Source organism: Betaproteobacteria bacterium (assembly GCA_016713305.1).
Lineage (GTDB): Bacteria > Pseudomonadota > Gammaproteobacteria > Burkholderiales.
Map to the genome: position 1 here is coordinate 14,102 of JADJPK010000015.1, position 21,506 is coordinate 35,607.

Here is a 21,506-nt window from a genome sequence, read left to right on the forward strand (position 1 = left end):
ACGTGGCTGGGCAGGCTGCCATGGTACCGCCGGACACAGGGCGTGCCGGAGTGACGGCGCAGAAGACGGAAGCGCGAGGAGTGGAGGGGTGAAGTAGGGGGAAACGGGAAGGCCTGCGTAGCGCTGACCTGCCCGCTCTCATCACTGCAGGGGCATCTGTGCGAGCCGCCTGCGGCGACTGCGCTCGTTCAAGGACACAGTTACGCCGCGCGCTTGCGCAAGCGCCATCCCGTCCAACCGAGGCCCGCTGCGAACATCGCCCAGGTGGCGGGCTCAGGCACCGGCTGCATGCTGGCGAAGCTCACCTGCACTTGCGCTCCGCTCAGGTCGAGCACGCCGGTCGGGTCGTACAGGCGAACGGGCGTGAACGACGACGTGTCGTCGAAGTCGGCCGTCATGGTGGCAGTACCGACGATGTATTCGAAGGCACCGAATCCCGCCTGCGCCTCCTGTTCGACCGTGATGATGTACTGGCCCGAGAACACCACGTCTCCGTTCTCGTCGAGCTGGTCCGCGGGAAAGAACAGCGCACGCTGATCGGTGATCTGCTCGAAGTGATTGAAGGTCCACTCGGTGCCGGCTGCACTGGACTGCGACGCTAGAAAATCGCCCGCGGTCCAGTCACCGGTGGCACCGGGTGAAGTTTGATTGCCAGCGGACGGGTCGGCCTGGATGAAGGCTTCGCCAGAGGCCTGCACGATGCCGTCGATGCGGAGGACTTCTTCGAAACTCGCCCGGGCGCCGGCGCCGGGAAGATACGAATAGGCGAACCGTCCGGTCGTCTGGTGCAGGAAGTCCATGGCCAGCGAGCAACCACCCGCACAAGCGCCCACGGTCAGGGATCCGAGCAGGTCGCGGGACCGCAACTCGACGAGGACGCGGTATTCGGTCCGCAATGCAGCACGTGCCTCGCCGACGAGAACGCTGGACTTGCTGGCGGAGGCCGCCACCCCGAAATCCACCGATGTGCCGTCGATCGCCAGTTTTGCGCTGGCGGTGCCCGAACTGCCGCCCAACTGGGCATTGGCGGATTCGGAATTCCTCTCTACGTCGGGCGCCGATACCGTCGGAGAGAAATGCACCCGCATCACGTCCGATTGATCGTCGACGTTGCTCTCGGGCGGGACCAGGACGAAGACGCTGCAGAAGAAGTCCTGGCAGACGCGTCTCGGCTCGCTGGTATCCGACGCCGCGGCGTGCAGATCGTATATCGCCGAGGCAGTGGAAATGGGCACCTCCGCGAGTGCGTGGCCGCTGGACAACAACATCAGTGGCGCTGCAGCCCGAGCCAACGCCCGTCGAAACAGCTCGGCGGGACGTGCCCCTGGGATGGAACGTGGTGCGGAAGAGCAAACCGGATCAACGGTGCGAGTCATCGATGGTCTCCAGAGTATTTCTTGTGTCGGGCCGCACTTCGCCCTGCGTCTGGAGTGTGCGTCAATTGACAGGGGGACATGCATATGGAGTTATGCATACGGGAGGTCGCCCGCGTGTTCTCACGTCCGGGAGAGGCCCGTCCCCAATTCCTCCCGAACACCTTCGTGCAGCACGTCGGGCTGAGGGTGGCGCTCGAAGTTTTCAGGTCAAGGGAAGTTCGCAAGCTGTTCGAGTGCCGATGGGCCGGGGTTTGCCGTGGGGTAGCTCTCGAAAAGCGCCAGGGGCCGGCTTTCCGGCCCCTGGATATCCTGTGCGGGTACAGACCCGAATGAAGTCACCGCTTCTTGCGCCAGACCAGGAGCCCCAGTCCACCTGCCAGCAGGGCCCACGTCCCCGGCTCCGGCACGGCGGCCACGCGCAGCACGCCGTCGGTGTACAGATCGTCAGTCTGCCAGAGGAAGCTGGCGTCCGGGGTTCGTTCTCAGAGACTTCCGGTTCACACCACAGCCCGACTCTGTCGGCGCGAGACAACCCCAAGAAGACCAAGACCGGCGATGAACAGGGCGTAAGTCTCTGGCTCTGGAACGGCGACTACGCTCACAGCAAAGTTGTCGACGATGAAGGCATTGTCGTTGTAGCCGGATTCCGGACTTTCCATGACACGGAGCCGCAGCATGTTGCCGGTGCCATGGAACGAAGCAGACTCCTGCATTAGGTTCGACGAATAGCCGAAGTTGCCGTGATAAAGAACGCTATCGTCGCTCAGATCGACGATGCTGACGTCCAACTGGGGATTGCTGTCGTTGAACCAGCCTTGCCAGTCGAAGCTCAACTGGTATTGATAGCCGGAAGTGGATGCGAAGTCCTGATAGAGATTGGCGTTGTGACCGTTGTAACCTTCCCCATCCATGTTGACGCTGAACGCGCCCGCAATGTATGGATAGGCGTTCGTGTTGTGGATGGTCACGGCATGGCCAGACTCGATCGTCCAGCCAGGAATCTGCGATCCCACGAAAGCGGAGTAACCGGCGTTATAGCTCACGCCCGAAGTCCAGTCCAAGGGACTTTCGAAGTCACCGTTGACGAGCAGATTGTCGGCTGCAGCATTCGTTGCCCAGAGCCCGGCAAACGCAGCGAACGCGTAGGGGGCGACCACAAGAGAGGTCAATTTCATTTGGCTTCGTTCCCGGTAGACAAGATGGTCGGCACTCTGAGCAGGACGCTCTCAACGCAGGCGCGCGCTCGTGTCAGATCTTCCAGCAAGTTGTGAACCACAAGTGGCAGGCCAGAGCTTGCCGACCAAGCAGATCGATGATTGGCCCGGGCCACCCGAAAACGGAACGACAACATGTAAGCCATTCCGACGCTTCTCCCGGTGCTATGGGCGAACGGTGGCGTCTCCCTCCCGCACCGGCCAGGATGCAACCGCTCCGCTCGGCAGCGCCCGGCGATGGGAGCTTCATGTCGTTCCAGTGTCAGCAGTTGCGTTGGCCATAGGTCATCCGGCGGATGAACGCCACGCCCCCCCGTGCGTGTCCGGATGCGGACCGAAAAATGATCCGACTGGGTCATATCGCACCCGCAGGCCCCTACCTAGAATTTGCGTCATCCTGGGTTGGGTCTGATCGTCCTCGCCGGTAGGGGCACGACGGTAGACGCATTTGGATGCGACCCCGCATTTGGATGCTTGATTGCAAGACCCGACCCCGCCTTTCCTTGCGCAAGACCCGACCCCGCCTTTCCTCGCGAAGTTCTCAGGTCTTGCTGACCCGGCCCTGGCTATCCTGCGGAACGGACCCGAATGAAGTTCCTCCTGCCCACCAGGAGCCCCAGCCCACCTGCCAGCAGGGCCCACGTCCCCGGCTCCGGCACGGCGGCCACGCGCAGCACGCCGTCGGTGTACAGATCGTCCGTCTGCCAGAGCAGCCCTGCATCGAGAGTCGGCAGGTTCACGCTGCCGAAGCGGCCGGTCAGCCCGCCGTTGAAGTCGAACAGGTCGAAGCTGTCGCCGGCCTGGCCGTGGTAGTCGTTCCACCACACCACATTCAGCGGGCCGCCCTCCAGCGTCCGCGCCTGAACATCTGTCGCGCAGCGCGCGCCCGGCGTCGTGCCGCCCAGTTCCATCAGGATGGGGGAGTCGCTGCCGTAGAAGACGTCGAAGTTGATCGTCACCAGGGCCGGGCTGGCGCCAGGCGAGAAGCCGCCCTCGAAGCGCGCCTGGCCGGTGCCGGTGAAGCTTCCTGCGCCGGACACCAGGCCGAAGAAGTTGGCGGCACCCCCTGCGGACACGCGCAGTTCACCGGCGTTGGTCACGGCTGACGCGAACGTGGCCTGGGCACCGTTGCTCACGATGAGCTTGGCCCCCGCCTGATTGGCGATGGCGGCGGCGATATTGCTCGCGCCGAAGCTGAACGCGATCTGGTTGGTGTTGGTGATGGTGCCCGACCGCAGTGTGCCGTCGCCCACGATGCGGCCCGTTGGCCATCGCCGCGCCCGCGTTGTCGTAGGTGCCGCCGCCCAGTTGGATCAGGCCCGCATTGGTCGCGAGCCCCTGGGTCATCAGCAGCTTGCCACCTGTGCCGGCCACCAGGGTGCCCGTGGCGGTGTTCGTGTTGGACAGCGCGCTGAAGGACAGCGTGCCGACGATGGCCTCCAGCGTGCCCGAGTTGGCCACCCGCATCCCCACGTTGCCGGCGCCCTGCACGGTGCCAGTGTTGGTGAGCACACCCGCGCCGGTGAGCTGGTTACCGGTACCGCCCAGATGGGTGATGCCGCTGTTCGCCAGGCTGCCGCTGACGGACAGCGAACCGCCACTCACGCTCAGCAGACCCGCATTGGTGACGGGCCCGTCGATAAGGCCGAAGCCGCTGATGAGGCCGGTGCTGCCGTTCTGCACCTGCCCACCCGACAGGGCGCCCCCCGCCATCTGGACCTGCCCCAGGTTGTTCCAGTTCTCCACCACGTGCAGCCGGCTGCCGGGTTGCAGTTCGATGAGACCGGAGTTGGTCACACCGCCCGATGCCTGCAGCATCAGCGTGCCTCCTTCGGGCCGCAGCAGCGCCGAATTGACGAACGAGCCCTCCACCGAAAGATCGCCGGCGCCGATCAGGCTGCCGGTATTGCTGACGCCTCCGCTGCCATCGATCCTTCCGCCGGCCTCGCAGCGTCCGGGTTGTGAGGGCCTACGAGATCACACCTCGGTCAGTGCCCGGTTGGCACCCACCCGCCGCCCACGCAGGTGCGCTGCCGCCAACGGTCAGCATGGGCGCGGTCAGTTCCTTGCCATCGCCCACGGAGAGGAAGCTCGAGAACACTTCACCCGGTGCGATGGACAGATTCGACTGGACGTTCAAGGTGCCCCCCGTCCAGTTGAACGAGGCAGTGCCGTCGCCGCGCCGCAGATTGCCGACGGTCAGCGTGCCTCCGCTGAAGGCGTAGCTGGAGACCGCACTGCCCAACTGACCCAGCAGCATGGTCTGTCACCGTTGCGTGCCGCCCTTCGCACAGGTCGCGCGCCGTCCGACGCGTTGTTGCTGGACAGCGTGCCGCTGCTCAGCGTGTAGCTACCCTGGCCACCTGGGCCGTAGCCCAGGTATAGGGTCCCGGCGATCGTGTGAGCGCCCGCCGCTTGCTCGAAGCTCGCGCTGCCGTCCACGCCGACGAACGTGGTGGGGGTGGTGATCGTTCCCCGTTCTGGATGAAGCTCGCGTTGGTGGCCGTATCGAAGTAGCCCAGGATGAACTGGCTCGACAAGGTAGCCGTGCCGTTGCCCATGAGGAAGCTGCCGTTGCCCCGCACGCCCACGTACAACTGGCTCAAGGCCATCGTCGAGCTGGCGCCGCTGAAGGTGAACGACCCGGACGTGCCCGCATAGGGCCCCAACTGCAGGCTGCTGGCTGTCAGCGCACCACCGCTCTGGAGGGCCGTCCCGCTGCCGGACAGGCCGACCACGTAGTTTCCCGACAGCGTGAGCGTGCCGCCGCTCATGTTCACCTGCGCCACGGTGGCCGTCGTGCTGTCCACGTCCAGCGATGCCGCCCGCGGTGGTGCCGGCCAGGATGCTCAACGTGGTGCTGGTGCCCACGGGAGTGACATGCGCCGCGTCGGTGGCAACGGGCACGCCGTCCGGATTCCAGCAGGTGGCCGATGTCCAGGCGGTGGTGGCGCAGTCCACCGTCTTGCTGGCTGCCATGACGGGCAGGCCCGCCAACAATCCGAGCATGGCGACCGCCGTGCGCGTCAGCCGGTGGCGGCGCGGCCGGCTATGGAAGGTCAAACCGTGGAATGGCGGCGTGAGGGTCCTTTATCGCCGCTGCCAGGGGCTCGGCAACAGGGGTCGGGGGGGGGGAGGCACACCCCCGGCACCTTCAGTGGCCCGGCCTCGGCCTAGGCCGGCGCCCCGGACAGTTACGCAGGCACCTCCTGCGCCGGGCGGTGAAGGGAGCAGCCCGAGCAGATGCTGATTGCAAGACCCGACCCCGGCGTTGAGAAGTCTAGAACGGGTCCACCGTCGAAATTGTGCGGCTGACGGAGCTGATCTGGGGGTGCGGGATCGCTCTCTGACGGGGTTGGGGCTCATGGGGGTCGTAGCGGCTCACGGACCGGCCACTCGACTCCCAAGTGCCGCCCCCGTCATCCGCACAAAGTGGCGTCCGCCGGGATGGCGCCTGGAGTGCCCCCCGGGTGAACGATGCTGCGCTACCTAGACTTCATGCCCGAGCAGCCTCTCCAGCACAGGGCGAAGTCCGGCGGATCTCACCTTGGGAAATTCCTCGAATATCTCTCTCGCCGTCGTCGGGAGTTCGCGTTCCTGCAGCGTGGCGAGGCGCTGGCTCGACGCGCGCAGCGCGACAGCGTCGTGGTAACGGACCAGGCGATCGTCCATGGCCGTCAGATCCAGGCTGGGCATCGACAGGAGCTTCGCAAAGGTCTTTCCTGCCACGAGCAACTGAAAGAGCTGGTAATCGGGCATGCACGGTTCCGACCCGAAAAGGTACGGAGACAGTTCGGCGGAACCGAGTATTCGCAACAGGCCATCCTTGATCCTCATCGTGGACAGCCTGGCGAAGGTCTCCGATTCGATTTCGCACTTGAGCCCAAGCGGATTGGGGTAGTAGCCCCCGACCACAAGCGAGTTGAAGAAGGGCCCGCTCACGGTAAAGGTGAAGAAGTCGTTCAAGGCATCGATGCGCGCGCAAAGCTTTGCGTCGTGGCAAGGATAGAGCGCTCTGCTCGCGGCGTAAGTCCGGGCCAGATACCGGCAGATCGCCTGGCTTTCGGAAACCAGCGTGCCGTCCGGCTCGCGCAGCGTGGGAATCTTGCCAAGCGGGTTACGCGCCTTGTGCGCTGGCGAGTGCACTTCACCGATGAAGGGAGAGACGCGCACGTATTCGAAGGGAAGATCCGATTCGATCAGGCATTGCGCGGCAAAGGACAGGAAGGGCGAAGCCCAGAATCCGAACAGGATTCGCTGGCCCTCGCCGTCGGGCGTCGGCTTTTCCATTGAAGGTCCGAGGACAGGGAAGTGAGCGGAAGCATACTCACCGCCGCGCGAGAAGCAAGACGATGTCCACGGCCACGCGGCCGGCAGCAACGGCTACCGTCAGGAGGTACCCGAGTCTTCGGAAAGACGGCTCGTGCAACGGGAGATCGTGCTGGCGCGCATTCGTCCGCCCAGATGCCGGGCAAACAGCAGCCCCAGCCCGGCGAGGATCAGCACCCCATCAGCCGGTTCTGGTACCGCAACCACCGGCAAGATCGCGTAGACCGATTTCGGGTCATCTGCGAGTGCCCCCGAGGCAAGGAGAAAGTAGGCGTCGTCCGGCACCTCCACGCCCAGGGTCGCGGTATGCGTGAGATCGACCAGACTGTCTCCGGGCGGCATGCCGCGGCCGGAGGTGCTCGACGCGGTGATGTCGATCGAGAATTCGAGGGTGGGTGCCGGCGTATCGTCGAGGGAGGAAAGCATGCGGCCACAACCTCGAAAGCCGGAACATGCAGGATCTCTCGTTTCCTGGAGCGAGGAGATCGGCCCTGTGTACAGCGTTTGCGACGCGGCCGGCACTGCCGTCACCGGCACGGCGAGTGTCAGCGTTTCGCTGAAGTGCTGGGCGACCCCCGTTTGGACGAGTGTGATGGAGGGCGGCAAAGCCACGTTGCTCCACGCCATGAATTCGTCGAAACCGGGGTTGACGGGGTCAGGGCGGCGCGACAACTGCAGGAAGGCGGACTGCCCGGTTGCCGTGTAGAAGGTCATCGTCACCCCGCCCTGGGTGGCCGTCCCGGCGAAGTCACCCTCCACGGCGAGCGTCAGCACGATCTGCGTGGTTGCCGCTTGAGTTCCGAGGGTCGCCACACTCACGGCATCGTCGTAGTTGCTGCCCAGGCGGAGCACGTATTCCTTGCTCGGCGTCCCGGAGAGGGTGTTCGCGAGCAGACCGAAGCGCCCCATCGGTGCATCGAAGCTGATGTTCCCGATCGAGTAGCCGTCCGCGTCCAGTCGGGATGCCGCGGCCGACTGCGCGGCACCGATGGGCAACTGACCGCTGTTCCAGTCGCGGCTCTGGGTGACCGTGGGCGCCTGGGTGTAGTCGTTGATGAGGGCCTCGATTCCGTACTGAATGCCAACGGCGGCCATCGCCGGCCCGGCGAGACCGAACACGCCGGTGCACGCGAGATACGCGAGGAACAGACGACGTAGCTGGATCTTGCTGCTCATGGGATCTCCATCGCAAGAAGCGATCTGCGGTCAAGGTGGCGCGGAAGAAACCGCTCCTCGGTTTCACCCGGCCCGCTTCAATTCATCTCGGCGCGGTGTGGCCGATACGATCGCCCCGATGCCGACTGCGAGCAGCCAGAAAACTGACGGCTCGGGAACGGATGACGCGAACAGGTTCTCGCTGAAGAAGAAGGACGTGCTCGCCGCATTGGCGAACGCCGGGTCGACGTACGGCAGAGGGTCGATGACGGCGCTGAAGGACGCACTGCCGGACGCCGGGCGCGGATTGTAGAAAGGGTCGGCGAGCCGGCTTGCACTCCCCGACACCTTGATGTGGACCTTGTAGTAATCGAAGGCCGCCGTGTAGGCATCGAGCTTCAGGTGCGTGATGCCTCTGTCGCCGCCGGTCGTGGTGTGAAAGATCTCGTTCACCGTGTACGTGGCGTTGGTGGAGGCGCTTCCACGGAACCGGTCGAGCTGCGGCGTGACAGAGACTTCCCATTGGACGAACGCGGACCCTTCGGCTTCCCGTGAAAGGCCGACAGACCACTCGATGGGCAGGATGATCGGAACCGTGCGATCTCCCAAGGGGCTGACGACCTCGAAGTAGTAGTTGGCCTCGGCGATGGCTCGAACCGTCTCGTAGCCGGGCTCGATGACCCCGGTATTCACGGCGCGGCCGTCGATCGTCAGGAGTGGGCTGCCGGCGATCTGGGAACGATTCACGGCGTGGGCTTCGAGGGTTGCGGAGTGGTTCGGGCTCACGTGGGTGTTGGCGTAGGACCGGTTCTCCGCCTCGTAGAGGCGTCCCGGCGGGTCGGGATCACCCGGAAAGCCGATGATGTCCTCGATGAATTCGGCTTGCGGAAGAATGTTGGCGGGAATCGCAGCGTGGGCGCTGTCTGCGGCGATCGCAGCCAGTCCGGCCCCTGCCATCGCCAGGGCGAGGCGAATCATTGTTCAGGTCTCCTTTTATCCGCGGCGGGCTCACCGGATTGCCGCGATTGCGGTACTGTGCGCAAAGTTGCCAGGCGAGGCGATTCGCCACTTGTCGTAAGACAAACCGCTAACGCACCGAACGCTCCTGCCTGCGCACCCTTCTTCCGTCATGTCCCAAGCGAACACGGTCCGCCCGCACGTTCCCGAGGCCCCCGAACCCTCGCTCGACGAACTGGTCGAGCTGGCGGTGCTCGACATGGTGGCGCGCGGACTGCCCGAAGGCTTCGCATTCGGGTTCGTTCCACTGGCCGTCGTCGTCGGCCTGCTTCACGCGATCCACGCGCCCGCCCACCTCGCCACATGGGCTGCCATCGTCGCGCTCGTGCTCGTGCTCGGGGTTGCGTTCGGGTTCGCCTACGGGAGGCATCCCGCGTCGCAGGAGACTGCGGCCCGGTGGCAACGGGCGATGTATGGCGTCGTGGGAGCTTCGGGGCTGACGTGGGGTCTCGCGGGGTGGCTCTTCGTTCCGGCACCGTGGCAAGCGGAGGTGGTCCTGCTCACGTTGCTCATGGGCCTGTCCGCCGCCGTGCTTGCCAACATCGGAGCGAGCCTGCCGCACTATCTCGTCTTCCTGGCCGGCACCCTGATGCCCACGGTCGTTCATCGGGCCGCGCTGGGAGGCGTGACGAACCTGGGTTTGTGCGCGGGCGCGGTCGTGATGATGATCGTGCTCGCCGTGTTCGCTGCGCGCCTGGCCGCGTCCACGCGAAGCTCCTTGCGCATCAGCCACGAGAACCGCCGGCTCGCGCGTGCCCTCGAGATCCGTACGCAGGAGGCGGAGCGGGCCAATCGCGACAAGTCACGCTTCGTCGCGGCGGCGAGCCACGACTTGCGCCAGCCGGTACACGCGCTGGGTCTCCTGCTGGACGTGCTGAAGGGGCAGCCCCTGAGTCCCCCATCGCGTGCCACTGCGGATCGCATGTCGCAGGTGCTCGCATCCCTGGAGTCGCTCTTCGCAGGGCTGCTGGACATCTCCCGGCTCGACAGCGGTGCGATCGAGCCACGCCGGATCGAGTTCCCCCTGCAGCCGGTGCTCGACGGCCTGGTTCAGGAATTCGAGCCGCTGGCCGGAGCGAAGGGCCTGGCGCTGCGCTGCCGCCCCACGGCTGCGTGGGTCAACAGCGATCCCCTGCTGCTCGAACGCATTCTCAGGAACCTGATCTCCAATGCCGTGCGCTACACCGATCGCGGTGGCGTTCTCATCGTCTGCCGGCCCCGACGGGACCTCCTGGCCGTCGAAGTGCGCGACAGCGGCATCGGCATCGACGCCGCCGATCATGCAGCGATCTTCGATGAGTTCCATCAGGTCGCGGACACCGGACGCGATGCCGGGCGAGGGCTGGGCCTCGGCCTCGCCATCGTGCGTCGACTCACGCTGCTGCTGGACCACCCTGTGGAGGTCAGATCCTCCCCCGGCCGAGGCAGCGTTTTCCGCATTGCCTTGCCCCGGGTTCCCGCACCCGCCGTGCCCGTCCTGGCCGATCCTGCGCCGCCGGATGCGATGGTCGCTGCCGGGGAAGTGAAGGCGCGATGCGTGCCGGGGCAGCCTGCGTCCGGGGCGGACGCCCCGTCAGTGGAAGCGCAGGCATCCTCGGCCGCTCCCGCTGGCATCGCATCGCGCGCCTGTACGACTGAAGACCCTTCGACTTGAAATGAAGACACTGATCGTCGACGACCACCCGCTCTATCGCGAAGGGCTGGCGAACCTCCTGCAACAGATCTTCCCGGATGCGTGCGTCGAGCAGGCGGGCGACGTGCACACCGCGCTCGACGTGCTTGCGCGAGGCGGAGGGACCGACCTGATACTTCTCGACCTGAAGCTGCCGGGTCTCGACGGTCGCACCGCGCTGCCGGACCTGCGCCAGCTGTATCCCGCCGTACCCGTGGTGATCGTCTCTGCCGAGGACGACACCGCGACCATTCGCGCCTGCATCGATGCCGGCGCGAGCGGCTACATCCCGAAAGCCGCCCGGCGTGAGGTCCTCGCGGCGGCGCTGACGGTCGTGGCGGACGGCGGCGTCTATCTCCCGCCGGCGCTGCGGCAGCTCTCTTCTGCGCCGGCCACCATGGCATGGACACCGCATACCCCTCCCCTCACTCAGCGCGAACGCGAGGTGCTCGCCGGTGTGTGCGCGGGCGAGGCGAACAAGGTCATTGCGCGGCGGCTGGACATCTCGGAGGCGACCGTCCGTGCGCACCTGGGGTCGGTCTTTCGCGCCTTGGGCGTCGCGAACCGGACTCAGGCGGCTCTGGTGGCGCGGCAATTGGGAATACTCGACGGGAAGAGCGACTCCTCGACGTGACGTCAGTTGCGCTCTTGATCTGCGGGTTGGCGGCGCTGCTCCTTCGCAGCAGGGGCCGGTACCGGACCAAGCGCTGACAGGCGCAACCTCTCACCCGCCAGCCGCGCGTGACTTCTTCACGTCGTTCGCTGCAGTGTGATCGACGAGGACGACAGCGGGCGGGATGACACTCATATCTGCCTGGACGTCGACGTCACGATTGAACAGGCACCGGTATGCCTCGCGGTGCTCGAAGGCACCGCGCTGATCACGTCTTCGCTTCCTGACACACCCGGACGGCACGCCGCTTGCCGCGTTCCTGTCGCAATCGGATGAACGCAGGCTTGCATGCTTACGCCACCCGCGACCGGGTTCAGCGTACGCACCTCTTCCTCGCCCCGATCGTCCTCGCGTTCGCAAACGGATGGCGTACCGCGTCTGCACGGATTCGTGCCTTCATGGGTTCGCCATCGGTCTCTCGATAGGAAAGGACTTGCCATGAACAAATACTCCCTTACCGCAGCTGTCTTCGTCCTCGGCACGGCCTTCAGCGCCGGCGCATCTGCCGAAGGTATGAGCAAGAGTGACTACAAGGCCTCGAAGGACAAGATCTCCGCCGAGTACAAGGTGGCGAAGGAAAAGTGCGACTCGCTGTCCGGCAACGCCAAGGACATTTGCGTGGCCGAAGCGAAGGGCAAGGAGGACGTCGCGCGTGCCGAGCTGGAGGCGGCCTACGAGCCGTCGGCGAAGAATCAGTACAAGGCCCGTGCAGCCCAGGCCGAGGCCGACTACGAAGTCGCCAAGGAAAAGTGCGATGACCTCGGCGGCAACGCCAAGGACGTGTGCATGAAGGAAGCCAAGGCCGCGGAGACCGCTGCCAAGGCCGACGCCAAGGCGCAGTGGAAGACCTCCGAAGCAAATGGCGAAGCACGGGAAGAATCCGCCGAGGCTCGCACGGAAGCCGAAAAGGAAGCCACCGAAGCCCATAGAAAGGCCGCCGAGGAGAAACGCGATGCCGACTATGCCGTGGCCAGGGAGAAATGCGAGACGGCAGCGGGCAGCGCCAAGGAGTTGTGTCTGGAACGCGCGAAGGCCAAGTACGGCAGGTCCTGAGCGTGCGTCCGCGCCAAAGGCGTCCGTCATTGAAGGAGTGAAGACCATGAACACGATCAAGAAGGTGATCCCCGTTTGCGCGGCAGTCTGCGTGGCCCTCGGGCTTGCCGGCTGTGCGGGCATGTCCAAGCAGGACAAGAGCACGGCGATCGGTGCCGGTGTGGGCGCCGTCGGCGGTGCGGTTCTGACAGGAGGCAGCGCGGTCGGGACGGTAGGTGGCGCCGCCGTCGGCGGAGTGGTCGGCCACGAAGTCGGAAAGAAGTAGTCAACCGGGACGCCCCGTGTAGAGTCGGTCGATGTCTACACGGGGCTTCGTCCGAATTTCGTGGGAGCGCGGGAAGTGCAGGGTTGCCTCTTGGCTTGTGTTCCTGAAGGGGACCGCCTGCTTTTCAGGAGCGCAGACACAACACGGAGACAGGCTCATTAGTGACGCGATCGCGTCTTGAAAAATGAGTTGTTATGCGGAGTCCGCTGCTTTCCTCATGAGCGGCGGCGATGAGAATCGCCTCTGCCGGGCGAGAGGACCCTTATGAGAGGGATCGGCACACCGCAGGGCGGGTTCGCCCGCCCGGTGTCAGGCGACAAGCAGCGAATCGACACTGGCGCAACCTACCCCAGCAGGGCCGAGGCCAGAACCGCCTGGCAGCCGAACCCGACGAGGAACAGAAGTACTCGCACGATCGGCAGCCCCGCCGCGAACGCCACGAAGTGTGCGAGTCTCGCCAGGAAATAGATCTGAGTCGCCATGGCCGTGGTCGGCGACAGCTTCTCGAACAGGATTGCGAGCAGGACCAGGGGTGCGAAGACGCACAGATTCTCTACCGCGTTTCTGTGGGCGCGCATCATGCGGTCCGCCCATGCGACAGCCGTGCTTGTGTCTCCATACGGATCCCACAAGGCGTTGAACACTCCGCGTTCGATGATCCGGTTGACGATGTACGGCACCCAGAACATGGATGTCATCGCTGCGGTCACGGCAAGATAGAAGGCTTCGGCGGGCAAGGCTCGCATAGTGGTCTCCCGATGGGACGTCCGGCGACGTTTGAGATTCGATGCGGCAGAGGTTATTGTCCTGTGTGCATCGCCACAAGAACGCAGAAATCGGACACGTAGTGTCCTATTTGATACCGGTCATGAGAAAGCAGCGTCACACTGCGTACACGAATTGTCCTGTCGAGGCGGCTCTCGATGTCATCGGCGGAAAATGGAAATCGATCATTCTCTTCCGATTGATGGAAGGTACGCGGAGGTTCAACGAGCTCCGGCGACTCCTGCCTTCCGTCACTCAACGGACGCTCACCAATCAGCTCCGCGAACTGGAACGGGACGGCCTGGTCCACAGGACCGTGTTCGCCGAGATACCTCCTCGCGTCGAGTACAGGCTCACCCCCCTCGGGGAATCCCTCGAACCCGTGCTGCGCGAGCTACGTTCGTGGGCGGAGCAGCACATGCAGCCCCTCGTACCCGATGAACGCTGACGCCTTTCACGGCGAATCCTCCGCTTCATTGCTGAACGGGAACACTTCGTAGCATTCGGGCAACAACTGCCCGGCACACTCGCCTTCCAAGAGAAGCAGGTTTGATGGTGCCGAGCCGTCCCCAGCGGTTCGCCGCCGGGGATCTCATGCTCGCTCTAGCGGCTTCGTTCAGCCCTTGCTCATCCACGCACGACAAGTGACGGCACTCTTGGACACTTGGACACTTGGACACTCCTTTCCGGCCTCGCGACCATGGCGCAGGCCAACGGACCCACTTCCCGCGGCTGCTCAGGCCGCGCACGACGAACCCCGGGTCGCCGGCGTCCGCGGCGGCCTCGTCGACCCGGGCATGTTGACCATTGCTCGCCTGCGCCACCGACGAATCCCGCCCCAGGAGAGAACCCCGGATGACCGAATGCTCTGACTCGCACATCGATCGACTTCTCGTGAACGGGCATTGCGACACACTGGCCCACGTGCAAGGGTTGCTGCATGGTTGGCCCGGGTTGGCGGTCGACGATCCGAGGTATGGTCTGCCGCCCCCGCTGTTCACCTTCACTGAAACACTGAGCTGGTTCTCCCAGGCGATCCGCTCAGGTGGCTGGACCTATTTCGAGGCCACCCCCACTCAGCGGCAGAGCGCCTTGCTCGATGACCTGAGGGAAATGGCGCCCGGTGACGTGGTTCGCCGTTACGAGGAAGGAATCTGGCATTGGCAGGACGAATCGGTGATGGGAAACCACGACCGCTGGGTGCGCGCTAACGAATCCGCCTGCAACCGTTGGCTTCACGCGCTGCTGCGCCGGAACCGCGACGAACTGCAGAAGGTGCTCGTCTCCGGTTGAATCCTTCCATTCGACATCCGATTCCTGACAACTTCACCAACCAGGAAAACCCGCCTTATGAGCATGCTGTGCACCGTTTATCGAATCAGCGTCGAACAAGCCGCCAAATTGAGGGAGTCGCCCGATACGGTGGATGATCTGCTGGGGTACAAGATGCCGACACCGAAGGCCGGAATTCTCACGAAGATTTTCGGAGAACGCACTCGATCCACCGAATCTCCGGAGAGAAGCGTTGATCCGATCACTTCCGCGGACACGTTCGAACTGGATCAGGCGTGGCACATCCTGCATTTCCTGTTTTCCGGGGGGCCGGCCGAGGGGGATTGGCCCGCCAGCTTCCTCGTCTGCGGCGGTGAGCACATCGGACCCGACCACGGCTACGGACCTGTGCGACTGCTTGCGCCTGACCTTGCAGGGGAAGTCGCACGGTTCCTCGGCACTCGATCGCTGCAGTCGCTGGAAGATGCCTATGTCCCGGACCGGATCGATGCGGCAGGGATCTATTGGCAGGCATCGACGCAGCCGGAGCTGCGGGAACAGCAGGTGTACGAGTTGTGGAGCGTGGTCGAAGGGCTCCGCACGTTCTTCGAACAGACGTCCGGACGTGGTGGTGCCGTCCTGATCTCGATCTTCTAGCCGCCGTGCAGGGGTCAGGTGAAGCACCACGAGACCTTCCGCCGGTCGGCCCGGGGGAGTGGCGGAGGCGGGATCGTGGCCGCCAGTGTCTCGAATGGCTCGCCGTTAGGCCTACGCAGTCCTCGTTCTGGCGACATACGCCAGTCAAGTCGCGGTCTTAGCGTAACGGCACATTCAACGATCCTCGTCTCGAACCCGCCATGAAACTGCCCGCACTCGTTCTCAGATCGGCCCTGGCGAGCGCTCTCGCCGTTGCCGCATCGTGTTCGTACGCCACCACCTTTTTCGATGCTCCCCTGACGGTCATCGCGCACCGGGGTGGATCCGATCTTCGTCCCGAGGCAACACTGCTGGCGTTCGGCCACGCTGCATCACTCGATCCCGATCTGATCCTCGAGATGGACGTTCGGATGTCATCCGACGGACAGCTGGTGCTGATGCACGACATCACCGTCGACCGCACCACGAACGGAACCGGGGCAGTCGCGTCGCATACCTTCGCCGAACTGCGCGCACTGGACGCCGGCAACGATTTCTCGACGGATGGCGGAGTCACCTTCCCTTACCGTCGTACCGGACTGCAGATTGCGACGCTGGACGAAGTACTCGGCGCGTTTCCCAACCGCCGCATGCTCATCGAAGTCAAGGTCGAGGCGGGAACAGCTGCCGTCAAACCGACGATCGATCTCATCCGGGCCCATGGCATGGAAGACCAGGTGGCCATCGCATCCTTCGACGAGAACCAGGTGGCGATCATGCGCAGCTACGCACCCGAGATCCCCACTTTGTACTCGGAGGAAGCGCCACGGCGCTGGTGCTGGGTCTATTGAACGGAACCTTCAGCCCCGATCTGCTCGTCGACGACATTCTGGACCTCCCCGTCGACGTCATTGCCAGTGGACTCGTCACGGACATTGCTCTCGCTTTCCTGCATGACACCCTGGGCATCCCGATCCTCGTCGACACGATCAACGACAAGGCAACGATGCAAGCCTTCCTGGCAAAGCCCATAGACGGAATCATTACCGACCGACCCGACTTGCTCCTGGAGATCACGAGGCCGGTCCCGGAACCGTCGACTGTCTGGATGCTGCTGTCGGGTCTCGGTACCGCCGCCTTCTTCAACGGCCGCCGCCGTTCTACGGGACGCAAGGGTGACTCCCACCATTCCGGAGGCGCAGGACGAAATGACAAATTGCGCGAGACCATCGCAGGTCGATCTCCTGGACCCCACGGTCCAGGCATTTCCCCGGTGTTGCATCCCTTCAGTCGGATGAGAGGCCGGAGCGCATGCACGTGTGCCTGGATGTGGACAGCACGGTCAACTATGCGCCCGATTTCTTCGTTGCGCTGTGCAGGCGGTTCCCCGACGCTGTGATCACGGCGATCACGAGCGGAATCGATGAATCTGAAACGCAGTCATACCTGGATTCGATCGGACTTCGTTACGATCGCATCATCGATTCGATCTCGCCTGGTTACGAACGTCAGGAAGACGAGTCTCCCCATGAGTGGAAGGCGGAGATGGTGAATCGCTTGCGGCCGGACATTCTGTTCGAGTGCGTGCCCCAGGTGGTGTCGCTCATCCACCCGTCCATCCTCGTTTTTCTGCCCTGGCGGGAGTCCAATCGGCGCTGGATTGCATTGAGCCACGTCGAGGCAGGCGTAGCGGATGAGACGTAAGCCACGTCCCGACGGCGGGAGGACTGAACTGTTCGGGACTCGGCTCGAGATTGTGGCCAAGAGGGATCGCCAGCGCCGTTCATAGTCGTCTCGTACCGCTTGCCGGAGGGGCAGGACAGGTCCCGGCGACGCTCCTTCCTTGCTGATGGCCGTCGATTCGGAGTTGCTGGTCTGTGAACCTGGGCCGATCGCCATGCCTTCGCCGATCCCGCGATCCCTGCTAACCTCCCGCCAGGTCAGGGCATGGGAGAAGAACAATGGCAATCTTCAATCGTGGAGGCGATGTCGCGGCGAACATGGCACGGCGGGGACCAAGGTTCATCGGCACGGCACTGCTGGTGTTCGTGGTGCTGGGCGTGTTCTTCGGTCTTGCCGGAACCATCGGCAGCGGCAACGTCGGCGTGCGCACGACCCTGGGCGTGATCAGCCCCAACGAGATTGCGCCCGGCATCTACCTGAAGTGGCCGATCATCTCCAGCGTGGAAGAGTTTTCTGCCAAGGAGATCGCGATCGACCTGAACGACCTCACGCCAAAGGCCAAGGACAATCTGAGCCTGCGCGATTTCGACGTGACGGTGTATTACCGCGTCAAGGGCTCTGCGGTCGCCGAACTGCAGACCAAGTACGCCGGGCAGTCCATGCGGGCGCCGGAAGGCGGCTACTACCTGCCGGCGTTCGAACTTGTCTTTCGCGTGGCTCGAAACGTGGCCTATGAAGAGATCGCCCAGGGTCGATTCTCTGGTCATGCACACCCGCCGCGACCAGCTGGCGGACGCCATCAAGACCAACATGCAGATCGAACTGGGAAAGCCGACCAGGGCGTTTTCGGCATAACGCGTGTCGTGATCCGGTCGGTGATGACCGATCCGTCCATCGAAGAAGCCATTCGCGCCGCGGTCGCGAATCAGAAGAACTCGAAGCCATGGCGGTCCAGACGGAGATCGCCAAGAAGGAAGCGGAAATCCGCGTGACGGAAGCCGATGGCATCGCACGCTCCAACCGCATCATTGCGGGCAGCCTGACACGGGAGTACCTCCAGCACGAGGCCAATCAGGCATTGTTGAAGTTCGCGGAAAAGGGCAATACCAACACGGTGGTCATCCCAGCGGGAACCAGCATTGCGCCGATGCTGAACGTCGGCCCGCAAGCGAGATAGGTCGAGGGAGCAGTGACTCGTGGGATCGATAGGAATGGCGGAGGCTGCAGTACTCAGGCCTCAGGCCAAGGGGCAGAACGAACGCGGCCGCCCGGACCAAGCGGTGAAAGGTCATGGGAACATCTCCTCGTAGGGTTCCAATGTTGTCGTCGGCTGAACCTTCTTGACGAGGTCGGGGCCCATTCGCGACGTGCCTTGCGGGTCGAGCACGATGTGGCGCGTGCGTACCTTCTCGGATGTATCGACGCGATGGACGCGAACAGCGCCATCGGGATACCCGGCCATATGCAGCGGAGTGCCCCCTGTATCGGGAGATGCGGCGACTGAACGTCGTCTGCACGCAGTTCCTCGAACTCGCCCGTTCGAGTGGCGCCGTCATTCAGCGGCCGGCGTGGCCCGTTCCAGCCCGCGGGCGCAATAGGCCGTGCAATAGGCCGTTGCTCCCCATTGGGCCAGGTCCCGGCCTGGGGATAGCCAGATGGTGGCGTTACAACGAATATGCGTTCAGCGTCGCCAACTGCCGTTCGGCCCGGGCGCGCAGTCCATTGGCCTTCTGTGCGGACTGTGACGCCGCAAAGGACACCTGCTCCGCCATCTGCGCGATCTGTTCGATCTCACGGGCGATGTCCTGGCTGGCAATCCCCTGTTCCCGGATGGAGTGCGCGATCTCGCCCACCAGGCGTTCCGTGCTCCCCACCGACATGCCGATGCCCGTGATCGCCGCGTCTGCCTTGTCGGCATGGGCCGCACTGGTTTGCACGACTTGGAGCGCGGCATCCATGGCTTGGACGGCCTCCTGCGATCGGGTTCTCATCTGGATGATGGTCCGGTTGATCTCTGCCGTGGATGCGGTCGTGCGCTCGGCCAGCTTTCGAACTTCGTCTGCGACCACGGCAAAGCCACGGCCTTGCTCCCCGGCACGCGCGGCCTCGATCGCGGCATTGAGCGCGAGCAGATTGGTCTGATCCGCCACATCGCTGATCACTTTGACGACCGACCCCACCTCCTGACCATGCTCCTGCAGATTCGTCAGCGTGTCCGATGCGGTCTTCACGATCCCGGAGAAGGCGTGGATCTCGTGCAAGGTGTGCTCGATGACTTCGGACCCCGACTTCGCCTTGTTGCCCGAGTCGCGGGCTACCGTCTGCATCTCGGTGGCCCGATTGCCGACCTCCGAGACGCTCACGGTGAGTTCCTCGACCGTGCTGGCAATCCGCGACGCCGCCTCGCTCTGATTGCCCACCGCTGCTGATACCTGTGCGGACAGGGCATTCATCTGGTTCGCCTCCGACGAGACTTCGCGGGCCCCATCACGGATGTCTCTGAGGTTGATCTGGAGCCGATCAAGGAGATCGTTGAAGGTCGTCCCCGTCAGGGCGATCTCGTCCTTTCCGTGGACCGTCACGCGTCGCGTGAAATCAAGCGACTGGGCAATGTGCGTCATCGCCGACTGAAAGTCCGCCAGACTTCGGCGTACCCGCCTCATGGTCGTGACCCCGATGGCGATGACGACCAGCGCCGAGACCGCCATCAGTCCTATGAACCAGGTCACCGTCCAGCGCGTGGTGGCACGATTGTCCGTCGCATACCGGTTGCTTACCGCGAAGTTGAACGCGACGTGTTCGTCGAGCTTGCGGAGCACCACCTCGCCGAGCGGCTTCACTTCCGTGAGCAGCTTGGTCTGGATTGTCTGGGCATCCAGGGATGAGACGAGAACCTTGTCCCGAGCAGCGCGATAGACCTGCATCGCTTCCGTCTCCGACGACAGCATCGTCCTGTCTGTGTCGTCCGTGACCAGGTGGTCCCGGTAGTGAGCCAGCCTCTCGTCGATCTGCCTGTCAATTTCCGCCAGTGCATGCAGCAACTTCTGACGATCACCCTCGTCCCGGCTGATGGAAATCTGGTAGGCCACGACACGAAGCGCGAGGGCATTCTTGGAGATGTCTTCCAGCGCCTTGATGCTTGGAAGCACGTCTGTCTGGACCTGCTCGAAGCGCCAGTCGGCCTTCATGAAATTGAGTATGGCCATGGCACCGATGAGCAGTTGGGTGCCCAAGGCGATGGCGAGCAAGGCCGCGAGGCGTGACGAGATCTTCATGGCGGTCTCCGGGGATTGGGGAGAACTCGAGGCTTTCAGGACGAATGTGTCGAGCCGAAGTGATCCGGATAACGGAGTGATTCTCCTGGACTTTATCGCTGTCATTCCTTGCATGTGTCAGTTCCGACGGGTACCGGAGGCGAGCGCTTCCGGCCAGGTGGTGATGGCGGTCACCGGTCTTTCGTTGCCGGCACATTGCGCTCGGCCCTCCCCGTCGGAATCGACGCTTGTGGAAGTAACGCGGCGCAATGGCCGTTCGGCACATGCCTCAACAGGTGAACGGGACCACTGGCAATCGTCGACATGCACGCTGCCGGTTCAGACAAGGCTCCGGCCGTCCGCCGGAACACCTCCTCCCAATCTCCGGCCGGCATCGCGGTGTGCCATTGCAGTGGCCACCTCGGATGCCGGAACGACGATCGCCCACCGATCATCGGCCGGAACACCGCTGCCGCCGATAGGTCGAAGTGATATCTTCCACTCCATGGATCGCGTGCCATGCCGATGGTGAAGTTGTCTCCCGCCCCTGGCGGCGCGTATGCGCCTTCTGCGTCCTTGTCGCTCTCGTCCGTACTGCCCGTACCGGCGCTCGCCCAGGTCTACAAGTGGGTCGATGAACACGGCAAGGTGCACTACGGCGATGCGCCGCCGGATCACGCGCAAGGCAAGAAGAAGCCGGTCAAGATCGAGACACCGGCGCAGAGTCCAGGGGAACGCGATGCGGCGCTGAAGCGCGCGGAGGCCGAGCGTCGCAAGCTGGACCATCTCACGCACTCTCGAAGGAATGCGGACGAGAACGCGAAGCACAGGCCCGCAACGGCCACGATAGCCCCCACCCCTCCAAACGAGACGCCGTGCCAGAAGGAATGGCGCGAGTTTCGCGAGCGGGCCGCATGCTTCGCCCCGTACCGTACTGCTACCGGCGGCATCAAGGCGGAGGCCTACCAGAAGTGCAAGGAAGCCGTGCAGCCGAGCAGCGTCTGCCCGCCCTGAGTCCGGCCCCGCGCCGAGTTCGCGCTGGTACGCGCATTCATCCGCCGCCTGCTGCACCCTCACCTGGGCCTCGGGGCTCGGGATGGCACGCCGCTCCGAACGTCCAGACCGCCACCCGCATCGACTCA

The 21,506-nt window shown here is 64.1% G+C and carries 25 protein-coding genes; 13 read left to right on the top strand and 12 right to left on the bottom strand.

Annotated elements, in window-relative coordinates; genetic code table 11:
• Positions 1–200: 200 nt before the first annotated feature.
• The 10 genes from IPK20_17955 to IPK20_18000 form a co-directional block, all read right to left on the bottom strand.
• Complete coding sequence (locus IPK20_17955; protein ID MBK8018415.1) at positions 201–1,268, bottom strand: PEP-CTERM sorting domain-containing protein; 1,068 nt, start codon at positions 1,266–1,268, stop codon at positions 201–203.
• 443 nt (positions 1,269–1,711) lie between these two features.
• A complete protein-coding gene (locus IPK20_17960) occupies positions 1,712–1,801 on the bottom strand; it encodes a PEP-CTERM sorting domain-containing protein (protein MBK8018416.1) in 90 nt (29 codons plus the stop codon).
• A gap of 72 nt (positions 1,802–1,873) precedes the next feature.
• Positions 1,874–2,551 carry a DUF642 domain-containing protein gene (locus IPK20_17965; GenBank protein MBK8018417.1) on the bottom strand — a complete coding sequence of 226 codons (678 nt, stop codon included), beginning with the start codon at positions 2,549–2,551 and terminating at the stop codon, positions 1,874–1,876.
• Positions 2,552–3,156: 605 nt separating this feature from the next.
• Positions 3,157–3,690, bottom strand: coding sequence for a PEP-CTERM sorting domain-containing protein (locus tag IPK20_17970; GenBank protein ID MBK8018418.1), 534 nt, complete (start codon positions 3,688–3,690; stop codon positions 3,157–3,159).
• Positions 3,674–4,462 carry a hypothetical protein gene (locus tag IPK20_17975; protein ID MBK8018419.1) on the bottom strand — a complete coding sequence of 263 codons (789 nt, stop codon included), beginning with the start codon at positions 4,460–4,462 and terminating at the stop codon, positions 3,674–3,676. The genes IPK20_17970 and IPK20_17975 overlap by 17 nt, the downstream gene beginning before the upstream one ends.
• Before the next feature lie 97 nt (positions 4,463–4,559).
• Positions 4,560–4,850 (bottom strand): hypothetical protein, encoded by a 291-nt coding sequence (locus IPK20_17980; protein MBK8018420.1) that lies wholly within the window; start codon positions 4,848–4,850, stop codon positions 4,560–4,562.
• A 79-nt stretch (positions 4,851–4,929) separates the two neighbouring features.
• Positions 4,930–5,400 carry a hypothetical protein gene (locus IPK20_17985; protein ID MBK8018421.1) on the bottom strand — a complete coding sequence of 157 codons (471 nt, stop codon included), beginning with the start codon at positions 5,398–5,400 and terminating at the stop codon, positions 4,930–4,932.
• A gap of 679 nt (positions 5,401–6,079) precedes the next feature.
• Positions 6,080–6,880: a glutathione S-transferase family protein gene (locus IPK20_17990; GenBank protein MBK8018422.1), complete on the bottom strand. Its 801-nt coding sequence runs from the start codon at positions 6,878–6,880 to the stop codon at positions 6,080–6,082.
• A 99-nt stretch (positions 6,881–6,979) separates the two neighbouring features.
• A complete protein-coding gene (locus IPK20_17995) occupies positions 6,980–8,095 on the bottom strand; it encodes a hypothetical protein (protein MBK8018423.1) in 1,116 nt (371 codons plus the stop codon).
• A 63-nt stretch (positions 8,096–8,158) separates the two neighbouring features.
• Positions 8,159–9,052: a hypothetical protein gene (locus tag IPK20_18000; protein MBK8018424.1), complete on the bottom strand. Its 894-nt coding sequence runs from the start codon at positions 9,050–9,052 to the stop codon at positions 8,159–8,161.
• Between the two features lie 151 nt (positions 9,053–9,203).
• Between IPK20_18000 and IPK20_18005 the strand changes: the two genes are divergently transcribed.
• The 4 genes from IPK20_18005 (at position 9,204) to IPK20_18020 (ending at position 12,754) form a co-directional block, all read left to right on the top strand.
• Entirely contained in the window at positions 9,204–10,745 is a 1,542-nt protein-coding gene (locus IPK20_18005) for a hypothetical protein (GenBank protein ID MBK8018425.1), read from the top strand.
• 1 nt (position 10,746) lies between these two features.
• Positions 10,747–11,397, top strand: coding sequence for a response regulator transcription factor (locus IPK20_18010; protein MBK8018426.1), 651 nt, complete (start codon positions 10,747–10,749; stop codon positions 11,395–11,397).
• 477 nt (positions 11,398–11,874) lie between these two features.
• Complete coding sequence (locus IPK20_18015; GenBank protein MBK8018427.1) at positions 11,875–12,489, top strand: hypothetical protein; 615 nt, start codon at positions 11,875–11,877, stop codon at positions 12,487–12,489.
• Positions 12,490–12,535: 46 nt separating this feature from the next.
• On the top strand, positions 12,536–12,754 hold the full coding sequence (locus IPK20_18020) for a glycine zipper 2TM domain-containing protein (protein ID MBK8018428.1): 219 nt from the start codon (positions 12,536–12,538) through the stop codon (positions 12,752–12,754).
• Positions 12,755–13,098: 344 nt separating this feature from the next.
• Here IPK20_18020 and IPK20_18025 read toward each other — a convergent pair whose 3' ends face one another.
• Entirely contained in the window at positions 13,099–13,500 is a 402-nt protein-coding gene (locus IPK20_18025) for an MAPEG family protein (protein ID MBK8018429.1), read from the bottom strand.
• Positions 13,501–13,622: 122 nt separating this feature from the next.
• On the opposite strand from IPK20_18025, the gene IPK20_18030 reads away from it, so the two are divergent.
• The 8 genes from IPK20_18030 to IPK20_18065 all read left to right on the top strand — a co-directional run bounded on the left by IPK20_18030 (position 13,623) and on the right by IPK20_18065 (position 18,287).
• Positions 13,623–13,967, top strand: a complete 345-nt coding sequence (locus tag IPK20_18030; protein ID MBK8018430.1) for a helix-turn-helix transcriptional regulator — start codon at positions 13,623–13,625, stop codon at positions 13,965–13,967.
• A 407-nt stretch (positions 13,968–14,374) separates the two neighbouring features.
• A complete protein-coding gene (locus IPK20_18035) occupies positions 14,375–14,812 on the top strand; it encodes a hypothetical protein (GenBank protein MBK8018431.1) in 438 nt (145 codons plus the stop codon).
• Positions 14,813–14,875: 63 nt separating this feature from the next.
• Entirely contained in the window at positions 14,876–15,448 is a 573-nt protein-coding gene (locus IPK20_18040) for a YfbM family protein (GenBank protein MBK8018432.1), read from the top strand.
• A gap of 200 nt (positions 15,449–15,648) precedes the next feature.
• A complete protein-coding gene (locus IPK20_18045; GenBank protein MBK8018433.1) occupies positions 15,649–16,278 on the top strand; it encodes a hypothetical protein in 630 nt (209 codons plus the stop codon).
• A complete protein-coding gene (locus IPK20_18050) occupies positions 16,263–16,826 on the top strand; it encodes a PEP-CTERM sorting domain-containing protein (GenBank protein ID MBK8018434.1) in 564 nt (187 codons plus the stop codon). Before IPK20_18045 ends, IPK20_18050 begins: the two co-directional genes overlap by 16 nt.
• Positions 16,739–17,131, top strand: a complete 393-nt coding sequence (locus IPK20_18055) for a hypothetical protein (GenBank protein ID MBK8018435.1) — start codon at positions 16,739–16,741, stop codon at positions 17,129–17,131. The genes IPK20_18050 and IPK20_18055 overlap by 88 nt, the downstream gene beginning before the upstream one ends.
• A gap of 257 nt (positions 17,132–17,388) precedes the next feature.
• Positions 17,389–18,102: an SPFH domain-containing protein gene (locus tag IPK20_18060; protein ID MBK8018436.1), complete on the top strand. Its 714-nt coding sequence runs from the start codon at positions 17,389–17,391 to the stop codon at positions 18,100–18,102.
• Positions 18,054–18,287 carry a hypothetical protein gene (locus IPK20_18065; protein ID MBK8018437.1) on the top strand — a complete coding sequence of 78 codons (234 nt, stop codon included), beginning with the start codon at positions 18,054–18,056 and terminating at the stop codon, positions 18,285–18,287. Before IPK20_18060 ends, IPK20_18065 begins: the two co-directional genes overlap by 49 nt.
• A 487-nt stretch (positions 18,288–18,774) precedes the next feature.
• Here the strand turns inward: IPK20_18065 and IPK20_18070 are convergent, their stop codons facing one another.
• Positions 18,775–20,385, bottom strand: coding sequence for a methyl-accepting chemotaxis protein (locus tag IPK20_18070; GenBank protein ID MBK8018438.1), 1,611 nt, complete (start codon positions 20,383–20,385; stop codon positions 18,775–18,777).
• 498 nt (positions 20,386–20,883) lie between these two features.
• On the opposite strand from IPK20_18070, the gene IPK20_18075 reads away from it, so the two are divergent.
• Positions 20,884–21,378 carry a DUF4124 domain-containing protein gene (locus IPK20_18075; protein MBK8018439.1) on the top strand — a complete coding sequence of 165 codons (495 nt, stop codon included), beginning with the start codon at positions 20,884–20,886 and terminating at the stop codon, positions 21,376–21,378.
• Positions 21,379–21,506 lie beyond the last annotated feature (128 nt).

Bases quoted from the DNA above. Each gene is read 5' to 3' on its own strand.
- IPK20_17955 (MBK8018415.1), bottom strand. From the start codon at position 1,268: ATGTTGTTGTCCAGCGGCCACGCACTCGCGGAGGTGCCCATTTCCACT.
- IPK20_17965 (MBK8018417.1), bottom strand. From the start codon at position 2,551: ATGAAATTGACCTCTCTTGTGGTCGCCCCCTACGCGTTCGCTGCGTTT.
- IPK20_17980 (MBK8018420.1), bottom strand. From the start codon at position 4,850: ATGCTGCTGGGTCAGTTGGGCAGTGCGGTCTCCAGCTACGCCTTCAGC.
- IPK20_17990 (MBK8018422.1), bottom strand. From the start codon at position 6,880: ATGGAAAAGCCGACGCCCGACGGCGAGGGCCAGCGAATCCTGTTCGGA.
- IPK20_17995 (MBK8018423.1), bottom strand. From the start codon at position 8,095: ATGAGCAGCAAGATCCAGCTACGTCGTCTGTTCCTCGCGTATCTCGCG.
- IPK20_18000 (MBK8018424.1), bottom strand. From the start codon at position 9,052: ATGATTCGCCTCGCCCTGGCGATGGCAGGGGCCGGACTGGCTGCGATC.
- IPK20_18005 (MBK8018425.1), top strand. From the start codon at position 9,204: ATGTCCCAAGCGAACACGGTCCGCCCGCACGTTCCCGAGGCCCCCGAA.
- IPK20_18010 (MBK8018426.1), top strand. From the start codon at position 10,747: ATGAAGACACTGATCGTCGACGACCACCCGCTCTATCGCGAAGGGCTG.
- IPK20_18015 (MBK8018427.1), top strand. From the start codon at position 11,875: ATGAACAAATACTCCCTTACCGCAGCTGTCTTCGTCCTCGGCACGGCC.
- IPK20_18020 (MBK8018428.1), top strand. From the start codon at position 12,536: ATGAACACGATCAAGAAGGTGATCCCCGTTTGCGCGGCAGTCTGCGTG.
- IPK20_18025 (MBK8018429.1), bottom strand. From the start codon at position 13,500: ATGCGAGCCTTGCCCGCCGAAGCCTTCTATCTTGCCGTGACCGCAGCG.
- IPK20_18030 (MBK8018430.1), top strand. From the start codon at position 13,623: ATGAGAAAGCAGCGTCACACTGCGTACACGAATTGTCCTGTCGAGGCG.
- IPK20_18035 (MBK8018431.1), top strand. From the start codon at position 14,375: ATGACCGAATGCTCTGACTCGCACATCGATCGACTTCTCGTGAACGGG.
- IPK20_18040 (MBK8018432.1), top strand. From the start codon at position 14,876: ATGCTGTGCACCGTTTATCGAATCAGCGTCGAACAAGCCGCCAAATTG.
- IPK20_18045 (MBK8018433.1), top strand. From the start codon at position 15,649: ATGAAACTGCCCGCACTCGTTCTCAGATCGGCCCTGGCGAGCGCTCTC.
- IPK20_18055 (MBK8018435.1), top strand. From the start codon at position 16,739: ATGCACGTGTGCCTGGATGTGGACAGCACGGTCAACTATGCGCCCGAT.
- IPK20_18060 (MBK8018436.1), top strand. From the start codon at position 17,389: ATGGCAATCTTCAATCGTGGAGGCGATGTCGCGGCGAACATGGCACGG.
- IPK20_18065 (MBK8018437.1), top strand. From the start codon at position 18,054: ATGGCGGTCCAGACGGAGATCGCCAAGAAGGAAGCGGAAATCCGCGTG.
- IPK20_18070 (MBK8018438.1), bottom strand. From the start codon at position 20,385: ATGAAGATCTCGTCACGCCTCGCGGCCTTGCTCGCCATCGCCTTGGGC.
- IPK20_18075 (MBK8018439.1), top strand. From the start codon at position 20,884: ATGCCGATGGTGAAGTTGTCTCCCGCCCCTGGCGGCGCGTATGCGCCT.